General features: G+C 45.7%; 25 protein-coding genes and 1 riboswitch. Of the genes, 24 read left to right on the top strand and 1 reads right to left on the bottom strand.

The genetic code is table 11. From position 1 onward, the window contains the following. The first annotated feature begins 14 nt into the window (after nt 1-14). The 11 genes from proC to pyrR all read left to right on the top strand — a co-directional run bounded on the left by proC (nt 15) and on the right by pyrR (nt 9,467). Nucleotides 15-830, top strand: a complete 816-nt coding sequence (gene proC / locus SCACP_RS09350; protein ID WP_425061063.1) for a pyrroline-5-carboxylate reductase — start codon at nt 15-17, stop codon at nt 828-830. Further along, on the top strand, nt 827-1,621 hold the full coding sequence (locus tag SCACP_RS09345; protein ID WP_425061062.1) for an RNA-binding protein: 795 nt from the start codon (nt 827-829) through the stop codon (nt 1,619-1,621). Before proC ends, SCACP_RS09345 begins: the two co-directional genes overlap by 4 nt. A 22-nt stretch (nt 1,622-1,643) precedes the next feature. After that, a complete protein-coding gene (locus SCACP_RS09340) occupies nt 1,644-2,096 on the top strand; it encodes a DivIVA domain-containing protein (RefSeq protein ID WP_425061061.1) in 453 nt (150 codons plus the stop codon). 2 nt (nt 2,097-2,098) lie between these two features. Continuing rightward, nucleotides 2,099-2,404 carry a DUF167 domain-containing protein gene (locus tag SCACP_RS09335; RefSeq protein WP_425061060.1) on the top strand — a complete coding sequence of 102 codons (306 nt, stop codon included), beginning with the start codon at nt 2,099-2,101 and terminating at the stop codon, nt 2,402-2,404. A 290-nt stretch (nt 2,405-2,694) separates the two neighbouring features. Further along, entirely contained in the window at nt 2,695-5,496 is a 2,802-nt protein-coding gene (gene ileS, locus SCACP_RS09330; protein WP_425061369.1) for an isoleucine--tRNA ligase, read from the top strand. Between the two features lie 76 nt (nt 5,497-5,572). Beyond that, on the top strand, nt 5,573-5,899 hold the full coding sequence (locus tag SCACP_RS09325; RefSeq protein ID WP_425061059.1) for a DUF5665 domain-containing protein: 327 nt from the start codon (nt 5,573-5,575) through the stop codon (nt 5,897-5,899). An 18-nt stretch (nt 5,900-5,917) separates the two neighbouring features. After that, nucleotides 5,918-6,445 (top strand): nitroreductase family protein, encoded by a 528-nt coding sequence (locus tag SCACP_RS09320; RefSeq protein WP_425061058.1) that lies wholly within the window; start codon nt 5,918-5,920, stop codon nt 6,443-6,445. Between the two features lie 205 nt (nt 6,446-6,650). After that, nucleotides 6,651-7,355: a TVP38/TMEM64 family protein gene (locus SCACP_RS09315; protein WP_425061057.1), complete on the top strand. Its 705-nt coding sequence runs from the start codon at nt 6,651-6,653 to the stop codon at nt 7,353-7,355. Nucleotides 7,356-7,462: 107 nt separating this feature from the next. After that, nucleotides 7,463-7,933 (top strand): signal peptidase II, encoded by a 471-nt coding sequence (gene lspA, locus SCACP_RS09310; RefSeq protein WP_425061056.1) that lies wholly within the window; start codon nt 7,463-7,465, stop codon nt 7,931-7,933. A 38-nt stretch (nt 7,934-7,971) separates the two neighbouring features. Then, nucleotides 7,972-8,898 carry an RluA family pseudouridine synthase gene (locus SCACP_RS09305; protein WP_425061368.1) on the top strand — a complete coding sequence of 309 codons (927 nt, stop codon included), beginning with the start codon at nt 7,972-7,974 and terminating at the stop codon, nt 8,896-8,898. Nucleotides 8,899-8,903: 5 nt separating this feature from the next. Continuing rightward, complete coding sequence (pyrR, locus tag SCACP_RS09300; protein ID WP_425061055.1) at nt 8,904-9,467, top strand: bifunctional pyr operon transcriptional regulator/uracil phosphoribosyltransferase PyrR; 564 nt, start codon at nt 8,904-8,906, stop codon at nt 9,465-9,467. On the opposite strand, the gene SCACP_RS09295 is transcribed toward pyrR, so the two are convergent. Continuing rightward, a complete protein-coding gene (locus SCACP_RS09295; RefSeq protein WP_425061054.1) occupies nt 9,454-11,238 on the bottom strand; it encodes an Rqc2 family fibronectin-binding protein in 1,785 nt (594 codons plus the stop codon). The two genes, pyrR and SCACP_RS09295, sit on opposite strands and share 14 nt — an antisense overlap. Nucleotides 11,239-11,504: 266 nt before the next feature. Between SCACP_RS09295 and SCACP_RS09290 the strand changes: the two genes are divergently transcribed. The 13 genes from SCACP_RS09290 to SCACP_RS09230 all read left to right on the top strand — a co-directional run bounded on the left by SCACP_RS09290 (nt 11,505) and on the right by SCACP_RS09230 (nt 21,947). After that, complete coding sequence (locus SCACP_RS09290; protein ID WP_425061053.1) at nt 11,505-11,714, top strand: hypothetical protein; 210 nt, start codon at nt 11,505-11,507, stop codon at nt 11,712-11,714. A 118-nt stretch (nt 11,715-11,832) separates the two neighbouring features. Beyond that, nucleotides 11,833-11,997 carry a hypothetical protein gene (locus SCACP_RS09285; RefSeq protein WP_425060032.1) on the top strand — a complete coding sequence of 55 codons (165 nt, stop codon included), beginning with the start codon at nt 11,833-11,835 and terminating at the stop codon, nt 11,995-11,997. 260 nt (nt 11,998-12,257) lie between these two features. Beyond that, on the top strand, nt 12,258-15,014 hold the full coding sequence (locus SCACP_RS09280; protein WP_425061052.1) for a calcium-transporting P-type ATPase, PMR1-type: 2,757 nt from the start codon (nt 12,258-12,260) through the stop codon (nt 15,012-15,014). Nucleotides 15,015-15,039: 25 nt separating this feature from the next. After that, entirely contained in the window at nt 15,040-15,873 is an 834-nt protein-coding gene (gene dapF, locus SCACP_RS09275) for a diaminopimelate epimerase (RefSeq protein ID WP_425061051.1), read from the top strand. Between the two features lie 122 nt (nt 15,874-15,995). Beyond that, nucleotides 15,996-16,598, top strand: a complete 603-nt coding sequence (locus SCACP_RS09270) for a hypothetical protein (RefSeq protein ID WP_425061050.1) — start codon at nt 15,996-15,998, stop codon at nt 16,596-16,598. Between the two features lie 147 nt (nt 16,599-16,745). Beyond that, nucleotides 16,746-17,630, top strand: coding sequence for a YicC/YloC family endoribonuclease (locus SCACP_RS09265; protein ID WP_425061049.1), 885 nt, complete (start codon nt 16,746-16,748; stop codon nt 17,628-17,630). Between the two features lie 50 nt (nt 17,631-17,680). Then, on the top strand, nt 17,681-17,947 hold the full coding sequence (remA, locus tag SCACP_RS09260) for an extracellular matrix/biofilm regulator RemA (RefSeq protein ID WP_425061048.1): 267 nt from the start codon (nt 17,681-17,683) through the stop codon (nt 17,945-17,947). A 22-nt stretch (nt 17,948-17,969) separates the two neighbouring features. After that, nucleotides 17,970-18,617 (top strand): guanylate kinase, encoded by a 648-nt coding sequence (gmk, locus tag SCACP_RS09255; protein WP_425061047.1) that lies wholly within the window; start codon nt 17,970-17,972, stop codon nt 18,615-18,617. A 17-nt stretch (nt 18,618-18,634) separates the two neighbouring features. Then, nucleotides 18,635-18,841 carry a DNA-directed RNA polymerase subunit omega gene (gene rpoZ / locus SCACP_RS09250; RefSeq protein WP_425061046.1) on the top strand — a complete coding sequence of 69 codons (207 nt, stop codon included), beginning with the start codon at nt 18,635-18,637 and terminating at the stop codon, nt 18,839-18,841. Nucleotides 18,842-18,850: 9 nt separating this feature from the next. Continuing rightward, nucleotides 18,851-20,053 (top strand): bifunctional phosphopantothenoylcysteine decarboxylase/phosphopantothenate--cysteine ligase CoaBC, encoded by a 1,203-nt coding sequence (gene coaBC, locus SCACP_RS09245; protein WP_425061045.1) that lies wholly within the window; start codon nt 18,851-18,853, stop codon nt 20,051-20,053. A 53-nt stretch (nt 20,054-20,106) separates the two neighbouring features. After that, nucleotides 20,107-20,216: riboswitch (SAM riboswitch) on the top strand. Nucleotides 20,217-20,282: 66 nt separating this feature from the next. Then, on the top strand, nt 20,283-21,473 hold the full coding sequence (gene metK / locus SCACP_RS09240; RefSeq protein ID WP_425061044.1) for a methionine adenosyltransferase: 1,191 nt from the start codon (nt 20,283-20,285) through the stop codon (nt 21,471-21,473). 105 nt (nt 21,474-21,578) lie between these two features. Further along, nucleotides 21,579-21,806 carry a heavy-metal-associated domain-containing protein gene (locus SCACP_RS09235; protein ID WP_425061043.1) on the top strand — a complete coding sequence of 76 codons (228 nt, stop codon included), beginning with the start codon at nt 21,579-21,581 and terminating at the stop codon, nt 21,804-21,806. 9 nt (nt 21,807-21,815) lie between these two features. Continuing rightward, the gene (locus tag SCACP_RS09230; RefSeq protein ID WP_425061042.1) at nt 21,816-21,947 is read left to right on the top strand and encodes a hypothetical protein; all 132 of its coding nucleotides are present in this window, start codon (nt 21,816-21,818) and stop codon (nt 21,945-21,947) included. Nucleotides 21,948-21,982: the final 35 nt, after the last annotated feature.

The raw sequence follows: 21,982 nt of genomic DNA, 5'->3' as shown, positions 1-21,982 counted from the left end.
AGACGGAGGTATTTATGATAGCAGATAAACAAATAGGCTTTATCGGTGGCGGCGCAATGGCTGAATCACTGATCCGCGGCATCATAAACGCAGGGCTGGTGGCACCGGCACAAATAGCAGTGAGCGATATTTCAGTTGATCGCTTGGACTATTTGCGCGGCGTTTTTACAGTATCAACAAATACTGACAGCCAAGAAATTGCCAGACAATCTGATATATTGTTTTTAACGGTAAAACCCCAAGTTATCGGTGGCGTTATTGATAGCATCGCACCGGTAGTATCCAAAACTACAGTGGTGGTTTCGGTTGCCGCCGGGGTAACTATTGCCACATTCCAGGGGAAAATGCCGGGAGTACCGATTATTCGGGTTATGCCAAATACCCCTGTTGCTGTCGGTGAAGGCATGTCGGCTATGGCGCTGGGCAAGTATGCCACAAGTTCGGTAAGCGAGCCGGTTGCCCAGGTGTTTGCATCTGTCGGCAAGGTGGTAACCGTAGGTGAAGATGCTATGGACGCCGTAACCGGCTTGTCAGGCAGCGGTCCCGCATACGCTTTTGTCCTCATTGACGCGCTGACTGATGCCGGAGTCAGAGTTGGTTTTTCCCGCCAGACAGCCGTGTTGTTAGCCGCTCAAACACTCTTAGGCGCAGCCAAAATGGTGCTTGAAACAGGCGAACATCCTGCCAAACTGCGGGATATGGTTACTTCACCGGGCGGCACAGCCATTACCGGTGTTCATGTTTTGGAACAAAACGGTGTACGCGCTGCACTCATTGACGCCGTTGTCGCAGCCACTAACCGGTCCCGCGAGATGGGGAAACGGGGATGACCGAACGGGACAAAATTTTAAGATACTACCGGGCGTCAGGCGATGCCGAGTTAGCGGCCAGACTGCTGGATTTGGCAGAAATAACGCTCAAAAGCCGTAAATATAAAGTCAGTGAATTTCTGGACCCTTACGGCCAAAGCATTGCCGAAACTATCGCCGCTCATTATGACCGTCTGACAATTGAAAATAATGGTGGCTATAATGGGGCAGAACGGGTAAAAGTCGCTTTTATTGATACTGATTTTCTTGATTATTCCGGTTCAATTGATTTTGGATTAGAAGCCATTTTAATAAAATGGGACAGCCGTTATTACCATCTTTCGCATCGCGACGTGCTTGGGGCGTTAATGGGTCTGGGAATTAGACGAGAAATCCTGGGCGATATTATTATGGCCGGAGAAAAGTGCTATGTTGTGACAGATACCACAATGGCCGCTTATATAACGAAGAATCTGATCGAGGTTGGTCAAGCGACGGTGACAGTCTCTTCCGCCACACTTGACGACATTCCCGCAAAGGAAGAAAAAATCAAAGAAATCCGGGCTACAGTTGCTTCATTGCGTTTAGATGCTGTGGCAGCTTCAGGTTTTGGAACTTCCCGCACAAAAATGGCTGACGATATAGCAGCCGCCAAAATAAGAATTAATTGGCAGGAAGCCAAAAGTCCGTCGCAAACCGTTAAAGTAGGTGATGTAATCTCCATGCGCGGTCGCGGCCGGGTGGAAGTAGTCGAAGTTCCCGGACAGACAAAAAAGGGCCGGTTTAGTATTGTATTGCGGCGGTTTATGTAAATTAAAACAGGGGTGGAAAGAGATGCTTACACCGTTAGACATCCATAATAAAGAGTTTAAACGCAGCTTCCGCGGCTATAACGAGGAGGAAGTCGATGAGTTTCTAGACCGGGTTATCAAGGACTACGAAACTCTATACCGGGAAAATATTGACCTGAAAGAAACAATTGAACGCCTTAACAGCAAACTTGAGCATTATCAACATATGGAAAATACGCTTCACAGTACACTGGTCATAGCCCAGGAAACAGCCGAGGAAGTCAAACTTAACGCCAAAAAAGAAACCGAGCTCATGATTAAAGAGGCTGAAATCCGGGCGCAGAGACTGGTTGACGAAGCTTTAGCCAAAGTGCGAAAGCTGACCGGCGAGTATGAGGAACTGCACAAACAGGCGCAGATATTTCGCACTCGCTTGCGTACATTACTGCAGGCGCAAATGGAAATGCTTAACACTGCTGAAGAGGATGAAAACTAACTTTGTCTGATAGTAGCCTTGATATCAAAGAACTCCATGATGGTATTGCCTTTAAAGTTCGCATCCAACCGCGTTCAAGCAGAAACATGATTGCCGGTATCATGGGCGATGCTATTAAAATTAACCTAACTTCGCCGCCTGTTGACGGCGAAGCCAATGCTGCCTGCACCACCTTTATCGCCGGCCTGCTGAATGTGCCGAAAAGTACTGTGAGTATTATCCATGGGCAAAAGAATCGTCTAAAGATAATTAAAATAGCCGGCATTGACAAAAATAAATTTTTGACTGCTATGTCAGCCTATATTTGACTTTGTTCGTCAATAATGTATAATATATTGCGTACATGCTAATATTTTCATCAGTAATGACGGAGATTGGCCACGATGTGCGGTTTGCAGCGAACCAGGAATGGTGTAAGCCTGGTAACCCGGTCATGGCCTGACATCGCTCCTGAGCTGCGGACTGAACTAAAAGTAGGCTCCGACGCTTAACGCCCGTTATTGCGTTTTAAAGTGGCTATGTGTATAGTCAATAGGGTGGTACCACGGGAAACTGACTCTCGTCCCTTTGCGGGATGGGATTTTTTTATTTTATGGAGGTGCTAATTTTGGATTACAGTAAAACACTCAACTTGCCACAAACCGAATTTCCTATGCGCGCCAATCTCCCTGAAAGAGAACCAAAACTCTTAGAATATTGGCGCGACCAACAGATTTATCAAAAAAAGAACGCCCAAAGTCAGGGCAAACCTAAATTTGTCCTGCATGACGGCCCGCCATACGCCAACGGTAATATACATATCGGCACAGCATTGAACAAAATACTAAAGGATATTATTATTAAATATAAGTCATTACAGGGCTTTGACGCCCCTTACGTCCCCGGCTGGGACACCCACGGCCTGCCGATTGAGCATGCCGCAATTAAAATTCTCGGTTTAAACCGTCATCAGCTAAATCCGCTTGATTTGCGCCGTGAATGCAAACAATATGCGTTAAAATGCCTTGATATGCAGCGTGAAGACTTTAAACGCCTCGGAGTAAGCGGCGATTGGGAAAACCCCTATGTAACACTTTACCCTGAATATGAAGCCAAGCAGATCGAAGTGTTTGGTGAAATGGCCAAAAAAGGTTATATCTACAAAGGACTTAAGTCAGTGTACTGGTGTACCTCGTGCGAAACAGCACTGGCTGAAGCAGAGATTGAATATGCCGAGAAAAAGTCACACTCCATCTACGTTAAGTTTCCGCTGATTGATGACAAAGGCAATTTACCGGTAGGGATTGACCCTAAGAAAGTCTATGCCGTTATCTGGACGACTACGCCCTGGACGATGCCGGCCAACGTGGCCATCTGTGTTAACCCCGAGTTAGAGTACGCTTGGGTGGAAATCAATGATGAAATCTATCTGTTAGCCAGTGAATTGGTGGAAACCGTCGTCAAAACCAATAATCTGGGAGACTATAGCATTCTATCAACCATGAAAGGCGCCAACATCGAGGGTATGATATTCAGTCACCCGTTCTTTGACCGTGAGTCGCCCATTATCCTTGGCGACCATGTCACGCTGGAAGCAGGTACTGGCTGCGTTCATACTGCTCCCGGCCATGGTCAGGAAGACTTCGAGGTTAGCATGAAATACGGTCTGCCGGTTATTAATCCGGTTGACCCTACCGGTAAATTTACTGCCGAAGCCGGCAAGTTTGCCGGCTTATCCGTAACAGATGCCAACGTTCCGGTTATCAAGGAACTGGCCGCTCTTGGCCTGCTCTTAGGCAAAAGTTCCATCAAACATCAATATGCCCACTGCTGGCGCTGCAAAAACCCCATCATTTACCGGGCAACCGAGCAATGGTTTGCTTCGGTTGATGGCTTCAGAACTGAGGCACTCAATACTATTGCCAATGACGTTACATGGATTCCGGCCTGGGGCGAAGACCGCATTCATAATATGGTTGCCGACCGCCAGGACTGGTGTATCTCACGTCAGCGGGTATGGGGTTTACCCATTCCCATTTTCTACTGCACTAAGTGCAATGAACATATTATTAATGACACCACCATTCATGCTATTAAAGAAATCTTCCGCCGCGAAGGCTCTGACGCCTGGTGGGCAAGAAAGCCTGAAGAAATTCTGCCGCAAGGCTTTACCTGCCCGCATTGCGGTCACGGCGAATTCCGCAAAGAAACCGACATTATGGACGTGTGGTTTGACAGCGGGTCCAGCCATGCCGCTGTACTTGAACAGCGCTCTGAACTAAAGTGGCCGGCAGACCTCTACCTGGAAGGTAGTGACCAGCATCGTGGCTGGTTCCAGTCGTCGCTGTTAACTTCGGTTGCTACCCGGGGAACAGCACCGTACAAAGCGGTGTTGACTCACGGCTTTGTTGTCGATGGTGAAGGCCGGAAAATGTCCAAGTCCATTGGCAACACAATTTATCCGCAGGAGGTTATCAAGCAGTATGGTGCCGATATCCTCCGCCTGTGGGTAGCATCAGCCGACTATAAAGCTGACATTCGTATTTCCAACGATATTCTAAAACAATTGTCAGAAGTTTACCGGAAAATCCGCAATACGTTCCGCTACATTCTGGGCAATCTGTATGACTTTAACCCAGACACCGATAAGGTTGCTTACAACCAACTCTTAGAGATTGACCGCTGGGCGCTCATGCGGCTGGAACAAGTTCGCGCCAAAGTAACCGAGGCCTATGACGATTACGAATTCCATCTCTTATATCATACTGTACACAATTTTTGCGCCGTAGATTTGAGTGCTATTTACCTTGATATCCTAAAAGACCGCGTCTATACAGCGTTGCCTGGTTCAATTGAGCGCCGCGCCGCTCAGACAGCTATGTACGAAATCTTAGATACACTGGTAGCCGTTGTCGCACCCGTACTGACCTTTACTGCTGAAGAAGTATGGCAATATATGCCCAAGCAGCAAGGCCGGCCGGAAAGTGTGCAACTTACTAGCTGGCCGGCAGCCCGCCCGGAACATCTTGATCCTGCCCTTGAAGCAAAATGGGATAAAATTCTGGCAGTTCGTGGTGAAATTACCAAAGCTCTTGAAACGGCCCGCCGCACTAAAGTAATCGGACACTCTTTAGATGCCGCCGTCAGCCTGTATGCCGCCGGCGACGAGTTCACTGCGCTGGCAGCAATTAAAGAAGATTTAGCTACTCTCCTCATTGTATCTAATGTAACTTTGTCTGACAATTTGGAATCAGCTCCAGGTGAAGCCTATCGGTCCGAAAGTATGCAACTGGCAGTTGCTGTAGCTCCGGCCCAAGGCATCAAATGCGAACGTTGCTGGATTTACAGCCCAACAGTGAACCAAGACCAAGACCATCCGGCTCTTTGTCAACGGTGCGCTACGGTAGTAAAAAATATGTAAGCATGACAAACCGGGAGCTAATCCCGGTTTATTTCTTTGAGTTTGGGCATAATAATACTGGTGGGGGACTGTTTATATGGACAATAAAAATATTGTAAAAACCACTAAAACCGAAGAACATCAGCCCGAATTTCTCGCCAAACAGTTGGAACGACTGGTCAACCGCCTGGAAGCACTCAGAGTTGCCGATTATATGGAACTCTTGGAACGCCCGGCCAGGTTAATTTTTACAAATTTCGTAGCCGGTATTGCCCGAGGTTTAGGAATCGCTATTGGCGCCAGTTTAGTATTCGCTCTGCTACTCTCTTTCCTTAAACGGCTCATATTACTCAACATCCCAGGAATCGGCGGCTTTATTGCCGATATTCTTCAGATTATTGAAACAAGAAAAGGTACATTTTAATAGCAAGGAGGCTAACACATGACAAAAGACATCTTTGACTGCATCCGCGACAGCCACAGCATCCGCCAATTTCAACCGAAACAAATTCCCGAACCAACCTTAACCAGAATATTAGAAGCCGGCAACATGGCGCCCAGCGCCGGCAACTTGCAGCCGTGGTACTTCTTTGTCGTACAAGATGAGAGCGTTAAAAGAAAACTTGCAGAAGCTGCTTTTGACCAAGAACAAATCAGCGATGCGCCAACCGTAATTGTTGTACTTGCCGACCCCGCCCGTTCTAATGAACGTTATAGTGAACGCGGCGCTCAGCTTTATTGTCTCCAAGACACAGCAGCGGCAACTCAGAATATGTTGTTAGCCGCTGAAGGGCTCGGCATTGGCGCCTGCTGGGTAGGTGCTTTTGACGAAGCTAAAGTTGCAGAAGCCGTGGAAGCTCCGCCCCGGCTCAGGGCGGTAGCTATGATTTGTTTGGGTTATAGTGACGAACAGCCTAAAGAATACAAAGAACGGCTTGGTTTAGCTGAGGTTGTTAAATTTATTAATTAACAAGAAAGTATTAGCTTGCCCTCAAAAAAAAACAAACCGGGCGTTGCCTGCCTGGTTTGTTTACTTTTTTGCAGGAATTTTACTACTAATGTTTAATAAATAAACATATTCTCCCGGGAAATACTAATTAGGTTAAAATCGCATTAACACTATTAGCGGCACTCGAGTATTATGTAGTAAATTTTGCGCATCAGGGGGTGGTATAATGACACGTCCGGACCCTAAATACATAGCTTGGGCTAAAATTGGCGTTATAGGACTCGCTATAGCCGCTTACTTTTATTTGCCTGGTGTGCAGCAATTTGTCACTGACGGTATTACCTATCTGAGGTGTCGCAACTTTGATGGATTGCGACAGTTTATTTTATCTTATGGTATATGGGCGCCACTAACCAGCATTGCGCTCATGGCTCTACAATCAATGGTACCATTAATGCCTGGTCTTATCCTCACCATTACCAATGCCTGGATATTTGGTTGGCAGTACGGGGCACTTTACTCCTGGGCTGGTGCCCTTTTGGGTGCAACAATTGATTTTGGGATTGCCCGCTGGTATGGCCGCCCGGTAATTGAGCGCTTTGTCAGCACCAAATATTTGAACTTTACTGATATTTTTATTAAACGGCACGGCGTATTGGCTGTGTTTATCACTAGGTTAACGCCAATTATACCGTTTAAAGTAATTAGCTACGGGGCCGGACTAACGACAATTTCCTTGTTTAAATTCAGTATAGCCACCGCTATCGGCCAAACTCCGGCAATTGTACTGTATTCGATACTTGGACAAAATCTTACCCATAATCTCAAATCGGCATTAGCCATCACATCGCTTTTAATTATTTCAGGGCTGGTGACATATTATTACCGGGATAGTATTGAACGTTTTTTTCTCTTGAGCAAAGACAAGTAAACTCCAAAGCGCGGCAATAATTGCCGCGCTTCTTTACGTTTGGAAAATTTTCCGGTATCATGATATCATAGTTTACACTAATTGTATAAGGATAGGAGAGAGAGTAGATGCCGATATTATTACTAGTAACAATTGCAGCAACAATAGTCGTTGTTGACCAATGGTCTAAATATTATATTCAGGCCCATATGGCGCCAGGAATGTCAATTCCTGTACTTGACAACATATTTCACATAACATATGTGTTGAACCCGGGTGCCGCCTTTGGCATTCTGGAACACCAGCGGGATTTTTTTATTATTATAGCCCTATTTATGCTGGTGCTTGTCTGTTATTTTTTTTCGCGCATCCCGGCAACCTTTGGGCTTATGCGGCTGGGCATCAGCTTGCTGGCCGGCGGCGCAGTCGGCAACGTAATTGACAGAATACAGACCGGATATGTGATCGATTTTTTTGATTTCCGCATTTGGCCGGTCTTTAATGTGGCCGATATTGCTATCGTGACCGGTGTCGGATGTATTATTTATACCATTGTTTTTATGTCATTTCCCAGCAAAACTGGAGAAAACTCAAGATAGGGTGAAATACCGTGGAACAAAACCGGCAAATAGGCAGCATGACCTCTATAATTGAGGCGACAGACGAGGAGCAGGGCATCAGGCTTGATGTTCTGTTAACCAGACGCTTTTCCGAACTGTCCCGTTCCCATATTCAAAAACTAATTGCCGATGGCCTAGTGGCGGTTAACCAAAATCCGGCCAAAGCCAACTACAAAGCACAAGCCAAAGACATTATCGAAATAACTCTTCCCGAGGCTAAACCGGCTGAAATCATAGCTGAAGCCATCCCGCTCGATATACTCTATGAAGATGCCGATATTATTGTCATCAATAAGCCGCGCGGTATGGTAGTCCACCCGGCCGCCGGCAACTATCAAGGTACACTGGTAAATGCCCTGCTTGAACACTGCCAGGACTTGTCAGGCATCAATGGCGAGATACGCCCCGGCATCGTGCACCGTTTAGATAAAGACACTTCCGGGGTTATAGTAGCAGCCAAAAATGACCGGGCCCACATTGATTTGGCAGAACAAATCAAGAGCCGTACTGCCAGCCGTAAATATCTGGCTATAGTCCATGGCAATATTGCTGAAGAGCAGGGGATAATCAATGCTCCCATCGGACGCCATCCGGCTGACCGCAAAAAAATGGCTGTTACTTTTACCAATAGTAAAGAAGCCATAACAAGATTCCGGGTAATCGAACGGTTTGGTAACTATACCCTGGTGGAGTGCAAGCTGCAAACTGGCCGGACACACCAGATTAGAGTCCACATGCAGTATATTGGTCATCCGGTAGTGGGCGACCCGAAATATGGCCCTGAGAAAAAATATTTTGCTATTGCCGGTCAAGCACTGCATTCAGCTGAACTTTTGTTACGTCACCCTGTCACTGGCAAAGACATGGTGTTTACTGCGCCCTTGCCTCCTGATATGGTTAATATCCTAGAAAAATTACACACGATCAAAAGAGAGGGGAAATAGGAAAAATGAGTAAAGCTATTAATTTAGTTGACAAAGCCATCATTATGGATGCTCAAGCTATCAAGCGCGCGCTCACCCGGGTAGCCCACGAGATTGTCGAACGCAATAAAGGAGTGGGCGATTTAACCCTGGTTGGTATTCGAACGCGCGGTGTACCTCTGGCTCAGCGCATTGCTGAAGAGATAAAACGAATTGAAGGGATTGAGCTTCCGGTAGGAGTTTTAGATATAACACTGTATCGCGATGACTTGTCAACCCTCGCGTATCAACCAATAGTACATGAAACGCTTATTCCGTTTTCCATCAATGGCAAAAAAATAGTGCTGATTGACGATGTATTATTTACAGGACGAACAGTGCGGGCCGCTCTTGACGCCATAATCGACATTGGCCGGCCTTCTGCCATCCAGCTCGCTGTACTTATTGACCGCGGCCACCGTGAACTGCCAATTAGGGCCGACTATGTCGGCAAAAATGTGCCTACCTCCAGCAGAGAAATAGTAAGCGTGCAATTGACTTCTACAGATGATGCAGAGCAAGTAGTTATCAAGGAGTTCACTGAGGAATAAGCAGATTTTTGACAATAGATTCATCAGGTGTTACATAAACGGTGTTTTGATGGTCATAAATAACAAAACCTGGCTTCGCGCCTGAAGGCTTACGAACATAACGGCGTTTAGTATAGTCTACAGGCACGTTGGCCGACTGACGCCCTTTGCTGAAATATGCGGCCAGCTGGGCAGCCTCATTAATGGCCTGAGCGGTAATATTCCGGTGTTCAGCACGGATAATTACGTGTGAACCTGGTATATCTTTGGTGTGCAACCAAATGTCATCAGGCTGCGCCTGTTTAAAGGTGACTATATCATTTTGGCGATTATTTTTGCCGATAATAACATTAAATCCATCAGAGGTTTTAGCACTCTGCGGCAGCGACTGAGCAACAGGCAAGCGGCGCTTGTCTGTTATTTTTATGTATCCGGCGGTTATGAGTTCCTGTTTTATCTCGTTAATCTCAGCAGCAGTGTCAGTATGGCTTAACGCAACCGCAATACTTTCTAAGTAAGTAATATCTTCCTGGCATTCTTTAAGCTGAACAGTCAAATGTTCCTGCGACCGTTTGGCTTTATTATATTTTGTATAATATAGCTGTGCATTTTCCAGCGGCGACAGGGCAGGATCAAGGGAAATGACCATTTCGTGAGCTTCCGGGTCTTCACTGTAAATATCCGGCAGAGCCTGTTCAGAAACACCCCCGGTCACAATATAAAGATTAGCCATAAGAATGTCGGCACATTTTCTCAGATAATCGGCATTTTCCGCTTGAGCAAACTCTTCTGCTAAGATTGCCTGCTTCCGAGACAACTTCCCTATTTCCGCCATTAATAATTTACCGAGCAAGTCTTTTTCCGGTGAAGCTGGGCGGCCTCTAAATTTGTCGAAAAATTCCACAGCTGCACTCATATTAGGAAAATGATAGATATTGTGCTGACGCAAATGTTCTGGCAAAAAGGCAGCAATAGCCAGTGGATGATCTTGGGCTGCAATAACAACAGTAGGGTTTATCACATTATCCCGTAGGGGAGCGGCTATACTGGCGATAGCTTCAGTAAGTGCGGCTAAGTCAGCGGTATCAAGATCAGCAACACTAATGTCTGGTGAAAAACCGCCGCGCCAGGCAATCTCCCGGGCGGTGAGCGGACCAATACCAATACCGGCGGCAATAATGGCCTTACTCAGAGAACCGGCCGGAACTGACAATACCTGCGCAGCAAACTGGGATGGTTCGCTAGTTAGTATATTGAGCCGGTCCTGGCCAGGCGGGTATACATAATCTTTGCCTGGAAGCACCTGGCGGTGGCGGCTCACACTGGCGCTTACCCGTTTAATTGCGTCGATAATCACGTTATCCTGAGTCAGGATAATATTACTATGCTTACCCATTATCTCGATTACCAGCCGTTTGGTTACGATAATTCCGTGCTCGCCGCGAACATCAATATTGATATTGATAATACGGTCAAGATTGTGCTGCTCAATACTGGCAATCCGCCCATCCTCCAAGTGTTTCCTAAGCAACATGCAGAAATTGGGCGGCACAGCCGGGTTTTCGGGAGCCAAAGCCGTTATAAGAAGCTTGGGTCGCTCAGGATTGGCCGAAATCAAAAGGCGTAAGTTCTCCCCTGGCTGTCGCACCCAGATGAGGAGTGAATATGAGTCTGGTTGAAACACTTTATCAATACGCCCGCCAGATAATGCAGTATTAAGTTCACCTACCAGCGGCGCAAGAGACAATCCATCAATATTCATGGTTATACCCATTCCTTTCGCTTCGCTCAAGGCACAAAACGTGATGAAATCGTTGTGCTTTGAGCGAACTTTTTATTATTCTAAACGCACAGGGATACCAGTTAACTACAAATCACGCGGAGGTGAGTGGGCCACCTATTTGGGTGACCGCATGGTTATATGTGTAGATTGCCTTTCCAAGCACAAATAAGTGTCGCTTCGAGCACGCAGACTTATCTTTGTATAAACAACTCGTTTATCGCCAGGCAATCAGTCAATGCTGTCTATCCCTGTATATTTTAGAAAGGAGTTTCCCTATGGCTTTAAAAATTGTCTATACCATATGCTGCGGAATCGATGTCCACAAAACCTTTGTCGTGGCCTGTATCGCTTCCACTGACAGCAAAGGAGTCACTACCTACAAAAGCCATCGCTTTTCCACCTTTACTAAAGGACTGAAAGAGCTGTCACAATGGATTTGTGAAAATTTCAGTTGGGAAACGTGGTTTCGGATACCTTCGGCATAAGCTCCATGAATATCATTGACAAACTTTTGGACAATCCGCTCGATACTTCTTTTGAAACCGCTATTTACAACTCAAAAAGCGTCGAGGTCACAAACGCGCCATAATTGCCATTGCGCGAATGCTGTTAACGGCCATCTATCACATCTTGAAGAAGAAAGAACCCTATAACGCTGATTTGTATAAAAAATCGGATGTTCTTCCAGTAAACCGTGAAATCACGGTAGAACAAGCGATTTTATTGGCCAAAGCTCAGGGTTACCGTATTATGGCGGCTGCAACGTAACGATTCCAACACACATTTCCCATATTCTTCCATATAGTCATCGTTTTGATGGCTTGTTTGCTATGCCCTTCTACTTGGGTGGAGACAGCTACTAACGATTTCAGACTTTACCTCCGATGGTTTAGAAAGCTTGAGATAATTTGCCAATAGTATATCACTCCTGGCAATTAGCGGTCAAACCCGGTCTAATTTCGCTGCCGAAAGAATAACATGATTAATATAGTGAATAAAGCAAAAACACATGGTAGCGAGGTGGCTGCATGAACAGGGAAAAGTGGTATGCACGCACGCCAGATGAAGTTGTGGCATTCTGGCAAACCAACCTTTTTGACGGATTGTCTGCGTCTGAAGTCAAAAACAGGCTTGATAAATTCGGATATAATGAATTGGCCGAAAAAGAAAAAACAGCGTGGTGGAAACGATTTTTAGCGCAATTTCAAGATTTTATGGTATTGGTTCTATTGGGGGCAACGCTGATATCGGCGTTTTTAGGTGAATATGCCGATGCAATCACAATTTTAATAATTGTCCTTATGAATGCCGTACTGGGATTTATTCAGGAATACCGTGCTGAACAATCGCTGGCTGCCCTAAAAAAACTGGCGTCGCCTACAGCCAGGGTTATTAGGAATAGCATAGTGCAGCAAATTCCAGCCAGAGAACTTGTTCCTGGTGATATTTTAGTGCTGGAAGCCGGTGATAGGCTAGCTGCCGATGGCCGGCTGATTGATGTGAATAATCTTGAAGTCGAAGAAGCAGCTTTAACTGGCGAATCAACGCCGGTTCGCAAAATAGCTGATCGAAAGTTTAGTGAAGACGCGCCACTGGGTGATCGGAAAAACATGGTTTTTGCTGGTACCAGTATTGTCCGGGGCCGCGGTAAAGCAGTTGTGTGCGCCTCGGGAATGGCAACCGAAGTTGGTCATATTGCCGGTATGATTCAAGCCGCTGCTGATGAAGCTACTCCCTTGGAACGGCGGCTGGAGCATCTTGGTAAATGGTTAGTCTTGGGTTGTCTGGCTATTTGTTTAGTTGTAGTGATTACCGGCGTAGCCAAAGGTGAGTCTTTATTCTTGATGTGCATGGCCGGCATTAGCCTGGCGGTCGCTGCCATTCCGGAAGGCTTGCCGGCAATAGTGACGGTAGCGTTAGCACTTGGCGTCCAACGAATGATTAAACAGCGGGCCATTATCCGCAAGTTACCGGCTGTTGAAACTTTGGGCTGCACAACAGTGATTTGCTCGGATAAAACCGGTACACTAACACAAAATGCTATGACGGTGCGCCAAATATTTACCGACGGCAATATTTATGAAATTACCGGTGCCGGCTATGATATCAAGGGTAGTTTTTTACTTAACCAGCAGGAAGTTGATGTCAGCAAAGATAAATCTTTACAACAATGCCTCACAATCGGCGCACTCTGCAACAATAGTGTTTTAAAACACAATAATGTGACTATTACTGGGGTTTGGCGCAAAAAGAATACGAGTGGCTGGTCGATAGAAGGCGACCCGACTGAGGGCGCAATTATTGTCGCTGCCGCCAAGGCCGGCATTTGGCAGGCCGAGGCGGAAAAAACAAAAAAAAGACTGGCTGAAATACCGTTTGAGTCTGAACGCCGCCGTATGTCGGTAGTGTACCGTGATGAGAGTGATATTCATACGCTGTATACTAAAGGTGCACCTGATACCATTCTGGAACTTTGCCGCTACTATCAAACCGCTGCCGGGCCGGCTTCGCTTACTGCCGAACGTATTGCCAATATTAATCTGATTAATGAACAGATGGCTTCCCAGGCTCTCCGGGTACTGGCTGTTGCTTACCGCCGCCTGACACGCGATCAGGCGCACAACCCGGATGAATCTCTGGAAAATAACTTGGTATTTGCCGGGCTTATCGGCATGATTGACCCACCGCGCGAGGAAGTTAAATCGTCCATCGCCTTATGCCGCGAAGCCGGCATCAAAACAGTCATGATTACCGGCGATCATAAAAACACCGCTATTGCCATCGCCCAAGAGCTACAAATTTACAAAGAAAACCAGAACAGAGCAATCACCGGCAAGGAGCTTGATGCAATGAGCGAATCCGACCTTGACGCCATTGTCAATAGTATCACAGTTTATGCCCGTGTTTCTCCTGCCCACAAGCTTAGAATTGTCCGGGCACTAAAACGTCAAGGCCATATTGTAGCCATGACCGGTGACGGGGTTAACGACGCTCCCGCTATAAAAGAAGCCGATATTGGTGTGGCTATGGGACTTACCGGCACAGACGTAACCAAAGAGGCCTCAGCCATGGTTTTAGCCGACGACAACTTCGCCACTATTGTGGCGGCAGTGGAAGAAGGCCGGGGCATCTACGAAAATATCAGGAAATTTATACGGTATCTGTTATCCTGTAATATTGGCGAAGTTCTCACAATGTTTTTAGCTGCACTGCTCGGGTTACCCATGCCGCTGCTGCCGGTGCAAATACTCTGGGTTAATCTTGTTACCGACGGACTGCCGGCAATGGCTCTCGGAATTGACCCAAACGACCCTAATATTATGCGTCGACCACCCCGTCCCCCCGGAGAAAGTGTTTTTTCCCGTGGTTTAAGCCGGAAAATTATCGGTCGCGGTATTCAAATTGGCTTAAGCACACTTTTTGTCTTTAATGTGGTATACTATTTTCAGAATGATTTGGCTCTGGCACGGACAGCCGCTTTTGCAACCCTGGTATATTGCCAAATGTTCCATGTATTTGACTGCCGTTCGGAAACATCGACTATTTTTGAACTTAAGTTTACCAGCAATAAATATTTGCTTATGGCTGTTATTTTTTCAACCATTATGCAATTGTCAGTCATGTACATTCCGTTCCTGAGTTCAATTTTTTCTACGGTGCCGTTATCCCTGGGTAACTGGGCACTTATCCTCACGGTCTCCGGCTGGACGCTTATAGTAAATGCTTTTAAACATTTATTCACACACCGTCCTGCTCGCCGTGCAGCCTTGCCGCAAAACCGGTAAATCAAAATACCTTAGGGGGAATATTATGCAGTTTTCAAAATGGCATGGATTAGGCAATGATTTTGTAATTGTAAACGGAATGAAAGAACATTTTTCCGACTATCGTCAACAAGCGTTAGCGGTATGTGACCGCAACTTTGGAATTGGCGCCGACGGCCTGGTGATCATTCTGCCGTCAGACATAGCGGACTTTAAAATGCGTATATTTAATTCTGATGGCAGTGAAGCCGATATGTGCGGCAACGCTACCCGTTGTGTCGCGCGTTATTTGTATGAAACCGGCCTGACTGCTAAAACAGCCATGACTTTAGATACATTGGCGGGGATAATCAAACCTGAGCTCATTTTTGAGAACGGTAAGCTGGCAACAGTGAAAGTTGATATGGGACAGCCGCGGCTAAAACGGGGAGAAACCCCTATGGCAGGCAACCCGGAAGAACATGCAATCCATGTACCACTTGAGGTAAACGGAAAAACTTATTTCGTGACTTGCCTATCTATGGGCAACCCGCACTGCGTCATCTTTGTCGATGATGTAGCTACTATAGATCTGCCGGTTATTGGACCCAAAATCGAAACTCATAGTTTATTTCCTAAAAAGACCAATGTTGAATTTATTCAGGTAATTGACGCTCATACCCTAAGAATGCGTGTATGGGAACGCGGCGCAGGTATTACCAAAGCCTGCGGTACCGGCGCTAGCGCCGCACTGGTGGCAGCTGTTTTGAACGGCCATACCGGTCGCAAGGCTACTGTCAAACTGGATGGCGGCAACCTGTTCATTGAATGGGCTGATAACAATCACATTTATAAATCCGGTCCGGCCGTCGAAGTCTTCAGGGGCGAATATCTGCTGTAAAATTTTTACCGGCTCGCGCTAGAGCCGGTCTTTTGTTAGAATTATTAGAGTTAAAAAAAGGATTTTTATATTTTAAGGTCTAATAATTATACGCCAGGACATATTGAGTCGGAGGTGTTAGGGTGAAATTTCTCGCCGGTATCCTTAGCCTGATACTCCTGTTATCAATTCCCTGCCCCGCCGGGGCGATATCTTTGGTAAACAAAGAAGTAATCTTAGAAGCTCAAAATTATGGCGTTAAGCGCAAGCAATTAGCGCTTACTGATTTTCTTACGCCGTGGCTTGCTTATGAAGAAAAGGCTCCCGTCCTTAATGAAACTACTGAACGAGCCTACGTGTACACACCTTTTTTGCTGATAGCAAACGACGCCAGGGACAAAGCAAGGAGCAAACAACCTGTTCAGCTTGCCGATAGCGAAAAAATACTGGCTGATTATGCCGGTTGCCTTGTTTTTAGCATAATAATCAACGGCGATAATCAGAACTTTGCTGACAATATTCAAGTAATGATTAAGCAAGATAAAAAAGTAATTAAACCCTACCATGCAGTGACTAATCCGCCAGTGCAGACACCGTGGTTTCCGAATGAACCACAGTTTGCCGCTCATTCCTATTTTTATTTTGCAGATAAGGATATAGCCTTAGACAAGGCCATTATGCTGGTGGTAACCGCTAAAGATAAGCGGGAGCGCCGCTTTTACTTTGACTTAACGAATTTTAAATAATAACTCACGAAAAATGGAGTATATCTCCATTTTTGCTTTTTTCAAAAAAGGGATTTAGTATGAATAAAGCGAAGTAACTGTAAAAATCCATGGTTAAAATCGTATTATCAGTCAATAATAACTTACGCAAAGGAAGGTGCAGTTTTCGTGCTCAAAAGTATGACCGGATTTGGCCGGGGTGAATATATTGATTCGGCTTACCGTATTGTCGTTGAGATTAAAGCGGTAAATCACCGATATAATGAAATTGTTATCCGTATGCCCAAGACGCTCGGCAGCCTGGAAGATAAGGTCCGCCGCAGCATCGCCAATACAATTCAACGCGGGCGGGTAGATGCGTTCATAACTGTTGATGAATACGGCGAAAAGAAACGGACAGTAAGGGTTGACAAAGAACTGGCAATAGCTTACCATAATGCAATGAGAGAATTAGCAGGTCTTTTGGAGATGCCTTCCAGTGATAATATTTACCATATCTCCAAATACCCGGATGTTTTTAAGGTAGAGGAAGTACCCGAAGATGTTGAGAAGTTGTGGCCTAAATTGGCTGCTGCCATCGAATCAGCAGTAGCCAACCTTATGAAAATGCGTGAAACCGAAGGCGCCAATATTGAACGCGATCTCTTAGAGCGGGTTGATAAATTACATACATATATCAATACTATTGAAGAAAGAGCGCCACAGATTCTTGTTGAATACCGGGAAAAAATCTTGAGCCGGATGCGGGAATTGTTATCCTCGATAGGCGCAGAGCCGGATGAAGTCAGACTGTTGCAGGAAACCGCAATATTTGCCGACAGAACCAATTTTACTGAAGAAATAGTCAGACTAAAAAGCCATTTATCCCAGTTTAAAACAGCAGTAAAATCTCCGGAAGCCGTAGGACGAAAACTTGATTTTATCGTGCAAGAAGTAAACCGGGAAACTAATACTATTGCCTCTAAGGCAAATGATGTTGCTATCGCCAATATAGTCGTCGAAATTAAAAGTGAAATTGAGAAGGTCAGAGAGCAAATCCAAAACATAGAGTAATATAGGAGCTTTACGCCAGGATAGCCTATAAACTTATAGGAGGAGTCTTAATGGAGATTAAATTGATTAATATTGGCTTTGGCAATATTGTATCAGCTAACCGGATTATTTCTATTGTCAGCCCTGAATCAGCACCGATCAAACGGATTATTCAGGAAGCGCGTGACCGGGGCATGCTCATTGACGCTACATACGGACGCCGGACCCGCGCCGTAATCATTACCGACAGCGACCATGTCATCTTGTCGGCAGTGCAACCCGAAACCGTGGCCCATCGGTTAACCAGCAAAGACACTAATGATGATACTGCCGAATAAAAACTCTGAAAGGAGATAGACTATGGCGCAGCAAGGAATATTAATCGTAGTTTCCGGTCCTTCGGGTACCGGCAAAGGGACAATTTGCCGCGAATTGCTGCGCAGCAATCCCTATCTGAAATATTCCATATCAGCTACTACCCGTAAGCCCCGGACTGGTGAAGTTGACGGGATAAATTATTTATTTATCGCCAAAGACCAGTTTAAAACTATGATCGAAAAAGATGAATTACTGGAGTGGGCGGAAGTATACGGTAATTTTTACGGTACACCGTGCCGTTATGTGCTTGACCAGCTAAACAACGGGCAGGATGTTGTGCTGGAGATTGATACCCAGGGAGCCATGAAAATAAAAGATAAATTTCCCCAGGGTGTTTTTATATATATAATCCCGCCATCGCTTGATGAACTGGCTGACCGGATTTATAAACGCGGCACCGATAGTCTGGAATCAATCAAACAACGGCTGAGTTGTGTCAGTAACGAGCTTGTTCAGGCACGTAACTACCAATATCTTGTATTAAATGATGAAGTACCTAAAGCTGTACAGAAAATTGAAGCCATCATCGCGGCCGAAAAATGTCGCTCAGAACGCAATATTGATTTAATTAACAGCCTTTGCCATGCGAATTATACGTGTGAGCAACACCGGGAACAGCCAAATATATAGGCAAGGGGGGAGACGTTATGATTCATCCATCTTTAGATGTCTTAGTACAAAAAGTTGACAGTAAATACACACTAGTAGTACTTGCCGCAAAACGCGCGCGCGAAATTATGGACGGACAGCAGCCGTTGACTGACAGCAAGTCCAATAAACCAGTAACGATTGCCCTGGAAGAGATAGCCAAAGATAAGATTACTTATGAACGTACAAAAACCGGAATTAAATAGGAGGCAAGAATGTCTTCAATCCAAAACATTGTTATGGGAGTTTCCGGCGGTATCGCCGCTTACAAAGCGGTTGACATTGTCAGCCGCTTAAAAAAAGCTGGTTTCAATGTCCATGTTATAATGACTAAAGCCGCCGCTCAATTTGTCACACCGCTTACTTTCCGCGAAATTAGCGGCAACCCGGTAGTGACTGATATGTGGAAAGAGCCCGCAACCTGGAATGTGCAACATATTGCGCTGGCTACTCGCGCTGATTTATTTCTTATTGCTCCGGCCACTGCCAATATTATTGGTAAAATTGCCAACGGCATTGCCGATGATATGCTTTCTACCACCGTTATGGCCACGGCAGCGCCAGTAGTAATTGCTCCCGCCATGAACGCCAATATGTATTTAAACCCAATAACCCAGCAGAACTTAGCAAAATTACGGGAATTAGGGTATTATATCATTGAACCTGATTCAGGCATGTTGGCCTGTGGCATTGAGGGACCGGGAAGGTTACCTGAACCAGCCGCCATTGTTGAAAAAGTAATAGCGCACATGCGTGTCGGCCAACAACTATCCGGAAAAAGAATAATAGTGACAGCTGCCGGTACACGTGAGCCAATTGATCCGGTAAGATATATCGGTAACCGCTCAAGCGGCAAAATGGGATATGCTTTAGCCCGCGCAGCCGCAATGCGAGGAGCTCAGGTAACATTGATATCCGGGCCGTCGAGCTTACCAAACCCGCCAGGAATCATAGTTAAAAGAGTCGAAACAACTGCTGAGATGCGTGAGGCTGTTTTAGCCGAATTTGACACTGTTGATGTCGTAATAAAAGCTGCTGCTGTGGCAGACTACCGTCCTGCGCTGATTGCCGGACAAAAAATAAAGAAGGATGATGACAACTTAACCATAAACCTTGTCAAAAATCCAGACATCTTGTACGAATTGGGTCAGCGGAAGAAGCACCAGCTATTGATAGGCTTTGCGGCTGAGACAAATGAGCTTCTGGCTTACGCCCGGGAAAAACTGACCAAGAAGAATCTCGATATGGTCGTTGCCAATGATGTCACACTACCTGGCGCCGGCTTTAATATTGATACCAATATTGTAAAGATAATACATAAAGATGGCCAAGTGGATGAACTGCCTGAACTCACCAAGGCTCAGGTAGCCGAAATAATACTAGACAAAATTTATACTTTATTGACAAAATCTACTTGATTTTTTTTTATAATTCGATTAGAATTTTTTTGGTGTGAAAATTGCATATGCTATACTCATCAAGAGTTGGTGGAGGGACTGGCCCGATGAAACCGCGGCAACCATTTGGTTATTTATAGACCAAAACGGTGCCAATTCCGGCGGCAAAACCGTAAGATGGGAGTGAAAATCACGCCTCCCTTGCGGGGGTTTTTCTTTTTTAGCACGTAAACTAGGAGGGATAGTAACAATGGAGAAAAAACGTGTACTATTTACATCTGAATCAGTTACTGAAGGCCATCCTGATAAGATTGCCGACCAAATTTCCGACAGTGTGCTTGACGCTATTTTAGCCCATGACCCTTTGGCCCGCGTAGCCTGTGAAACGCTGGTGACAACCGGTATTGTGCATGTAGTGGGTGAGATTACCACGAACTGCTATGTAGATATTCCTAAAATTGTTCGCGAAACCATTAAAGAAATTGGTTATACCCGCGCTAAATACGGTTTTGACAGTGAGACCTGTGGGGTATTGACTTCGATTGACGAACAGTCGCCTGATATTGCCCTGGGAGTAGATAAGGCTTTAGAAGCCAAACAAGGCGAAATGGACACTATCGAAGCTATTGGCGCCGGTGACCAAGGGATGATGTTTGGTTATGCTACTAATGAAACGCCGGAGTATATGCCGCTGCCGATCGCACTGGCCCATAAACTGGCTCGCCGTTTATCAGAAGTCCGTAAAAACGGTGACCTCGGCTACTTGCGACCGGACGGCAAAACCCAGGTCACTGTTGAATACGAAGACGGCAAACCGGTACGCATTGATACAATTGTCGTCTCTACCCAGCATAGCCCGGAAGTTGATCGTGAAACCATTGAAAAAGATCTTATTGCTAAAGTCGTTGTACCTATCGTTCCGGGTGAGTTATTAGATGCCAAAACCAAATATTACATTAACCCGACCGGACGATTCGTAGTAGGCGGCCCGCAGGGTGACGCCGGTTTGACCGGACGTAAGATTATTGTTGATACTTATGGCGGTATGGCCCGTCATGGCGGCGGCGCTTTTTCCGGTAAAGATCCAACAAAAGTTGACCGTTCAGCTGCTTATGCTGCCCGCTATGTTGCCAAAAATGTGGTTGCGGCCGGCTTAGCCGATAAATGCGAAATCCAACTTGCCTATGCTATCGGAATTGCCCGTCCTGTGTCTGTTATGGTTGAAACTTTTGGTACGGCAAAGGTTGCTGAAACCAAAATTGTTGAGCTTATTAACAAACACTTTGACCTCAGACCAGCCGGTATTATCAAATCGCTTGATCTTAGACGTCCAATCTACCGGCAGACTGCTGCCTATGGTCATTTCGGCCGTACTGATGTAGACTTACCGTGGGAACATACTGACAAGGCCGATATTTTGCGGAAAGAGGCTAACATTTAAGGATACGTCTAAGGATACGTCGGCCAAATAAGCACTTATTAATTAGTGGCCAATGGTAATACTAACATTGCTGGACACTCAATTCAGTAAAAAGGAGGTATTCTGTTGGCTACACAAAAAAATACCAAACATTCCGTTTACCGTGTGGGCGGCCTCAAAGGCGATCATTGCCGGGATCGTATTGAGCATACGTTGTCCCACCTTCATGGTGTCTCATCAGTCAAGGTGGACTTGGCGTCTAAACAAGTTTCCGTCAGTCACGACGAAGCAGTAACTCCTAGCGGATATATTGAAGAAACCTTACAATCGCTTGGCTACTCAATTCAGGGTTAGGAGTTGTAGATGATGAAGCTCCATTTTTCTCCATTAAAAAAGCGCCGGATTAAACGTTTTTTTAAACGTTTGCCTATGGATACCGGGCTTGATTGGGAAATGGCCGCTAATTACCCCGAAAAACCGGTAGCAGGTATTTGACATTCAAAAGCGAATATATACTCTAGTCAATAAGG

The organism is Sporomusaceae bacterium ACPt, assembly GCA_041428575.1.
Classification (GTDB): domain Bacteria; phylum Bacillota; class Negativicutes; order Sporomusales; family Sporomusaceae; genus Sporomusa_D; species Sporomusa_D carbonis.
Note: the sequence above shows the minus strand (reverse complement) of the source record. Positions and strands in the feature narration are given on the sequence as shown.

Bases quoted from the DNA above. Each gene is read 5' to 3' on its own strand.
- proC (WP_425061063.1), top strand. From the start codon at position 15: ATGATAGCAGATAAACAAATAGGCTTTATCGGTGGCGGCGCAATGGCT.
- SCACP_RS09345 (WP_425061062.1), top strand. From the start codon at position 827: ATGACCGAACGGGACAAAATTTTAAGATACTACCGGGCGTCAGGCGAT.
- SCACP_RS09340 (WP_425061061.1), top strand. From the start codon at position 1,644: ATGCTTACACCGTTAGACATCCATAATAAAGAGTTTAAACGCAGCTTC.
- SCACP_RS09325 (WP_425061059.1), top strand. From the start codon at position 5,573: ATGGACAATAAAAATATTGTAAAAACCACTAAAACCGAAGAACATCAG.
- SCACP_RS09320 (WP_425061058.1), top strand. From the start codon at position 5,918: ATGACAAAAGACATCTTTGACTGCATCCGCGACAGCCACAGCATCCGC.
- SCACP_RS09315 (WP_425061057.1), top strand. From the start codon at position 6,651: ATGACACGTCCGGACCCTAAATACATAGCTTGGGCTAAAATTGGCGTT.
- lspA (WP_425061056.1), top strand. From the start codon at position 7,463: ATGCCGATATTATTACTAGTAACAATTGCAGCAACAATAGTCGTTGTT.
- SCACP_RS09305 (WP_425061368.1), top strand. From the start codon at position 7,972: ATGACCTCTATAATTGAGGCGACAGACGAGGAGCAGGGCATCAGGCTT.
- pyrR (WP_425061055.1), top strand. From the start codon at position 8,904: ATGAGTAAAGCTATTAATTTAGTTGACAAAGCCATCATTATGGATGCT.
- SCACP_RS09290 (WP_425061053.1), top strand. From the start codon at position 11,505: ATGGCTTTAAAAATTGTCTATACCATATGCTGCGGAATCGATGTCCAC.
- SCACP_RS09285 (WP_425060032.1), top strand. From the start codon at position 11,833: ATGCTGTTAACGGCCATCTATCACATCTTGAAGAAGAAAGAACCCTAT.
- SCACP_RS09280 (WP_425061052.1), top strand. From the start codon at position 12,258: ATGAACAGGGAAAAGTGGTATGCACGCACGCCAGATGAAGTTGTGGCA.
- dapF (WP_425061051.1), top strand. From the start codon at position 15,040: ATGCAGTTTTCAAAATGGCATGGATTAGGCAATGATTTTGTAATTGTA.
- remA (WP_425061048.1), top strand. From the start codon at position 17,681: ATGGAGATTAAATTGATTAATATTGGCTTTGGCAATATTGTATCAGCT.
- gmk (WP_425061047.1), top strand. From the start codon at position 17,970: ATGGCGCAGCAAGGAATATTAATCGTAGTTTCCGGTCCTTCGGGTACC.
- rpoZ (WP_425061046.1), top strand. From the start codon at position 18,635: ATGATTCATCCATCTTTAGATGTCTTAGTACAAAAAGTTGACAGTAAA.
- coaBC (WP_425061045.1), top strand. From the start codon at position 18,851: ATGTCTTCAATCCAAAACATTGTTATGGGAGTTTCCGGCGGTATCGCC.
- metK (WP_425061044.1), top strand. From the start codon at position 20,283: ATGGAGAAAAAACGTGTACTATTTACATCTGAATCAGTTACTGAAGGC.
- SCACP_RS09230 (WP_425061042.1), top strand. From the start codon at position 21,816: ATGATGAAGCTCCATTTTTCTCCATTAAAAAAGCGCCGGATTAAACGT.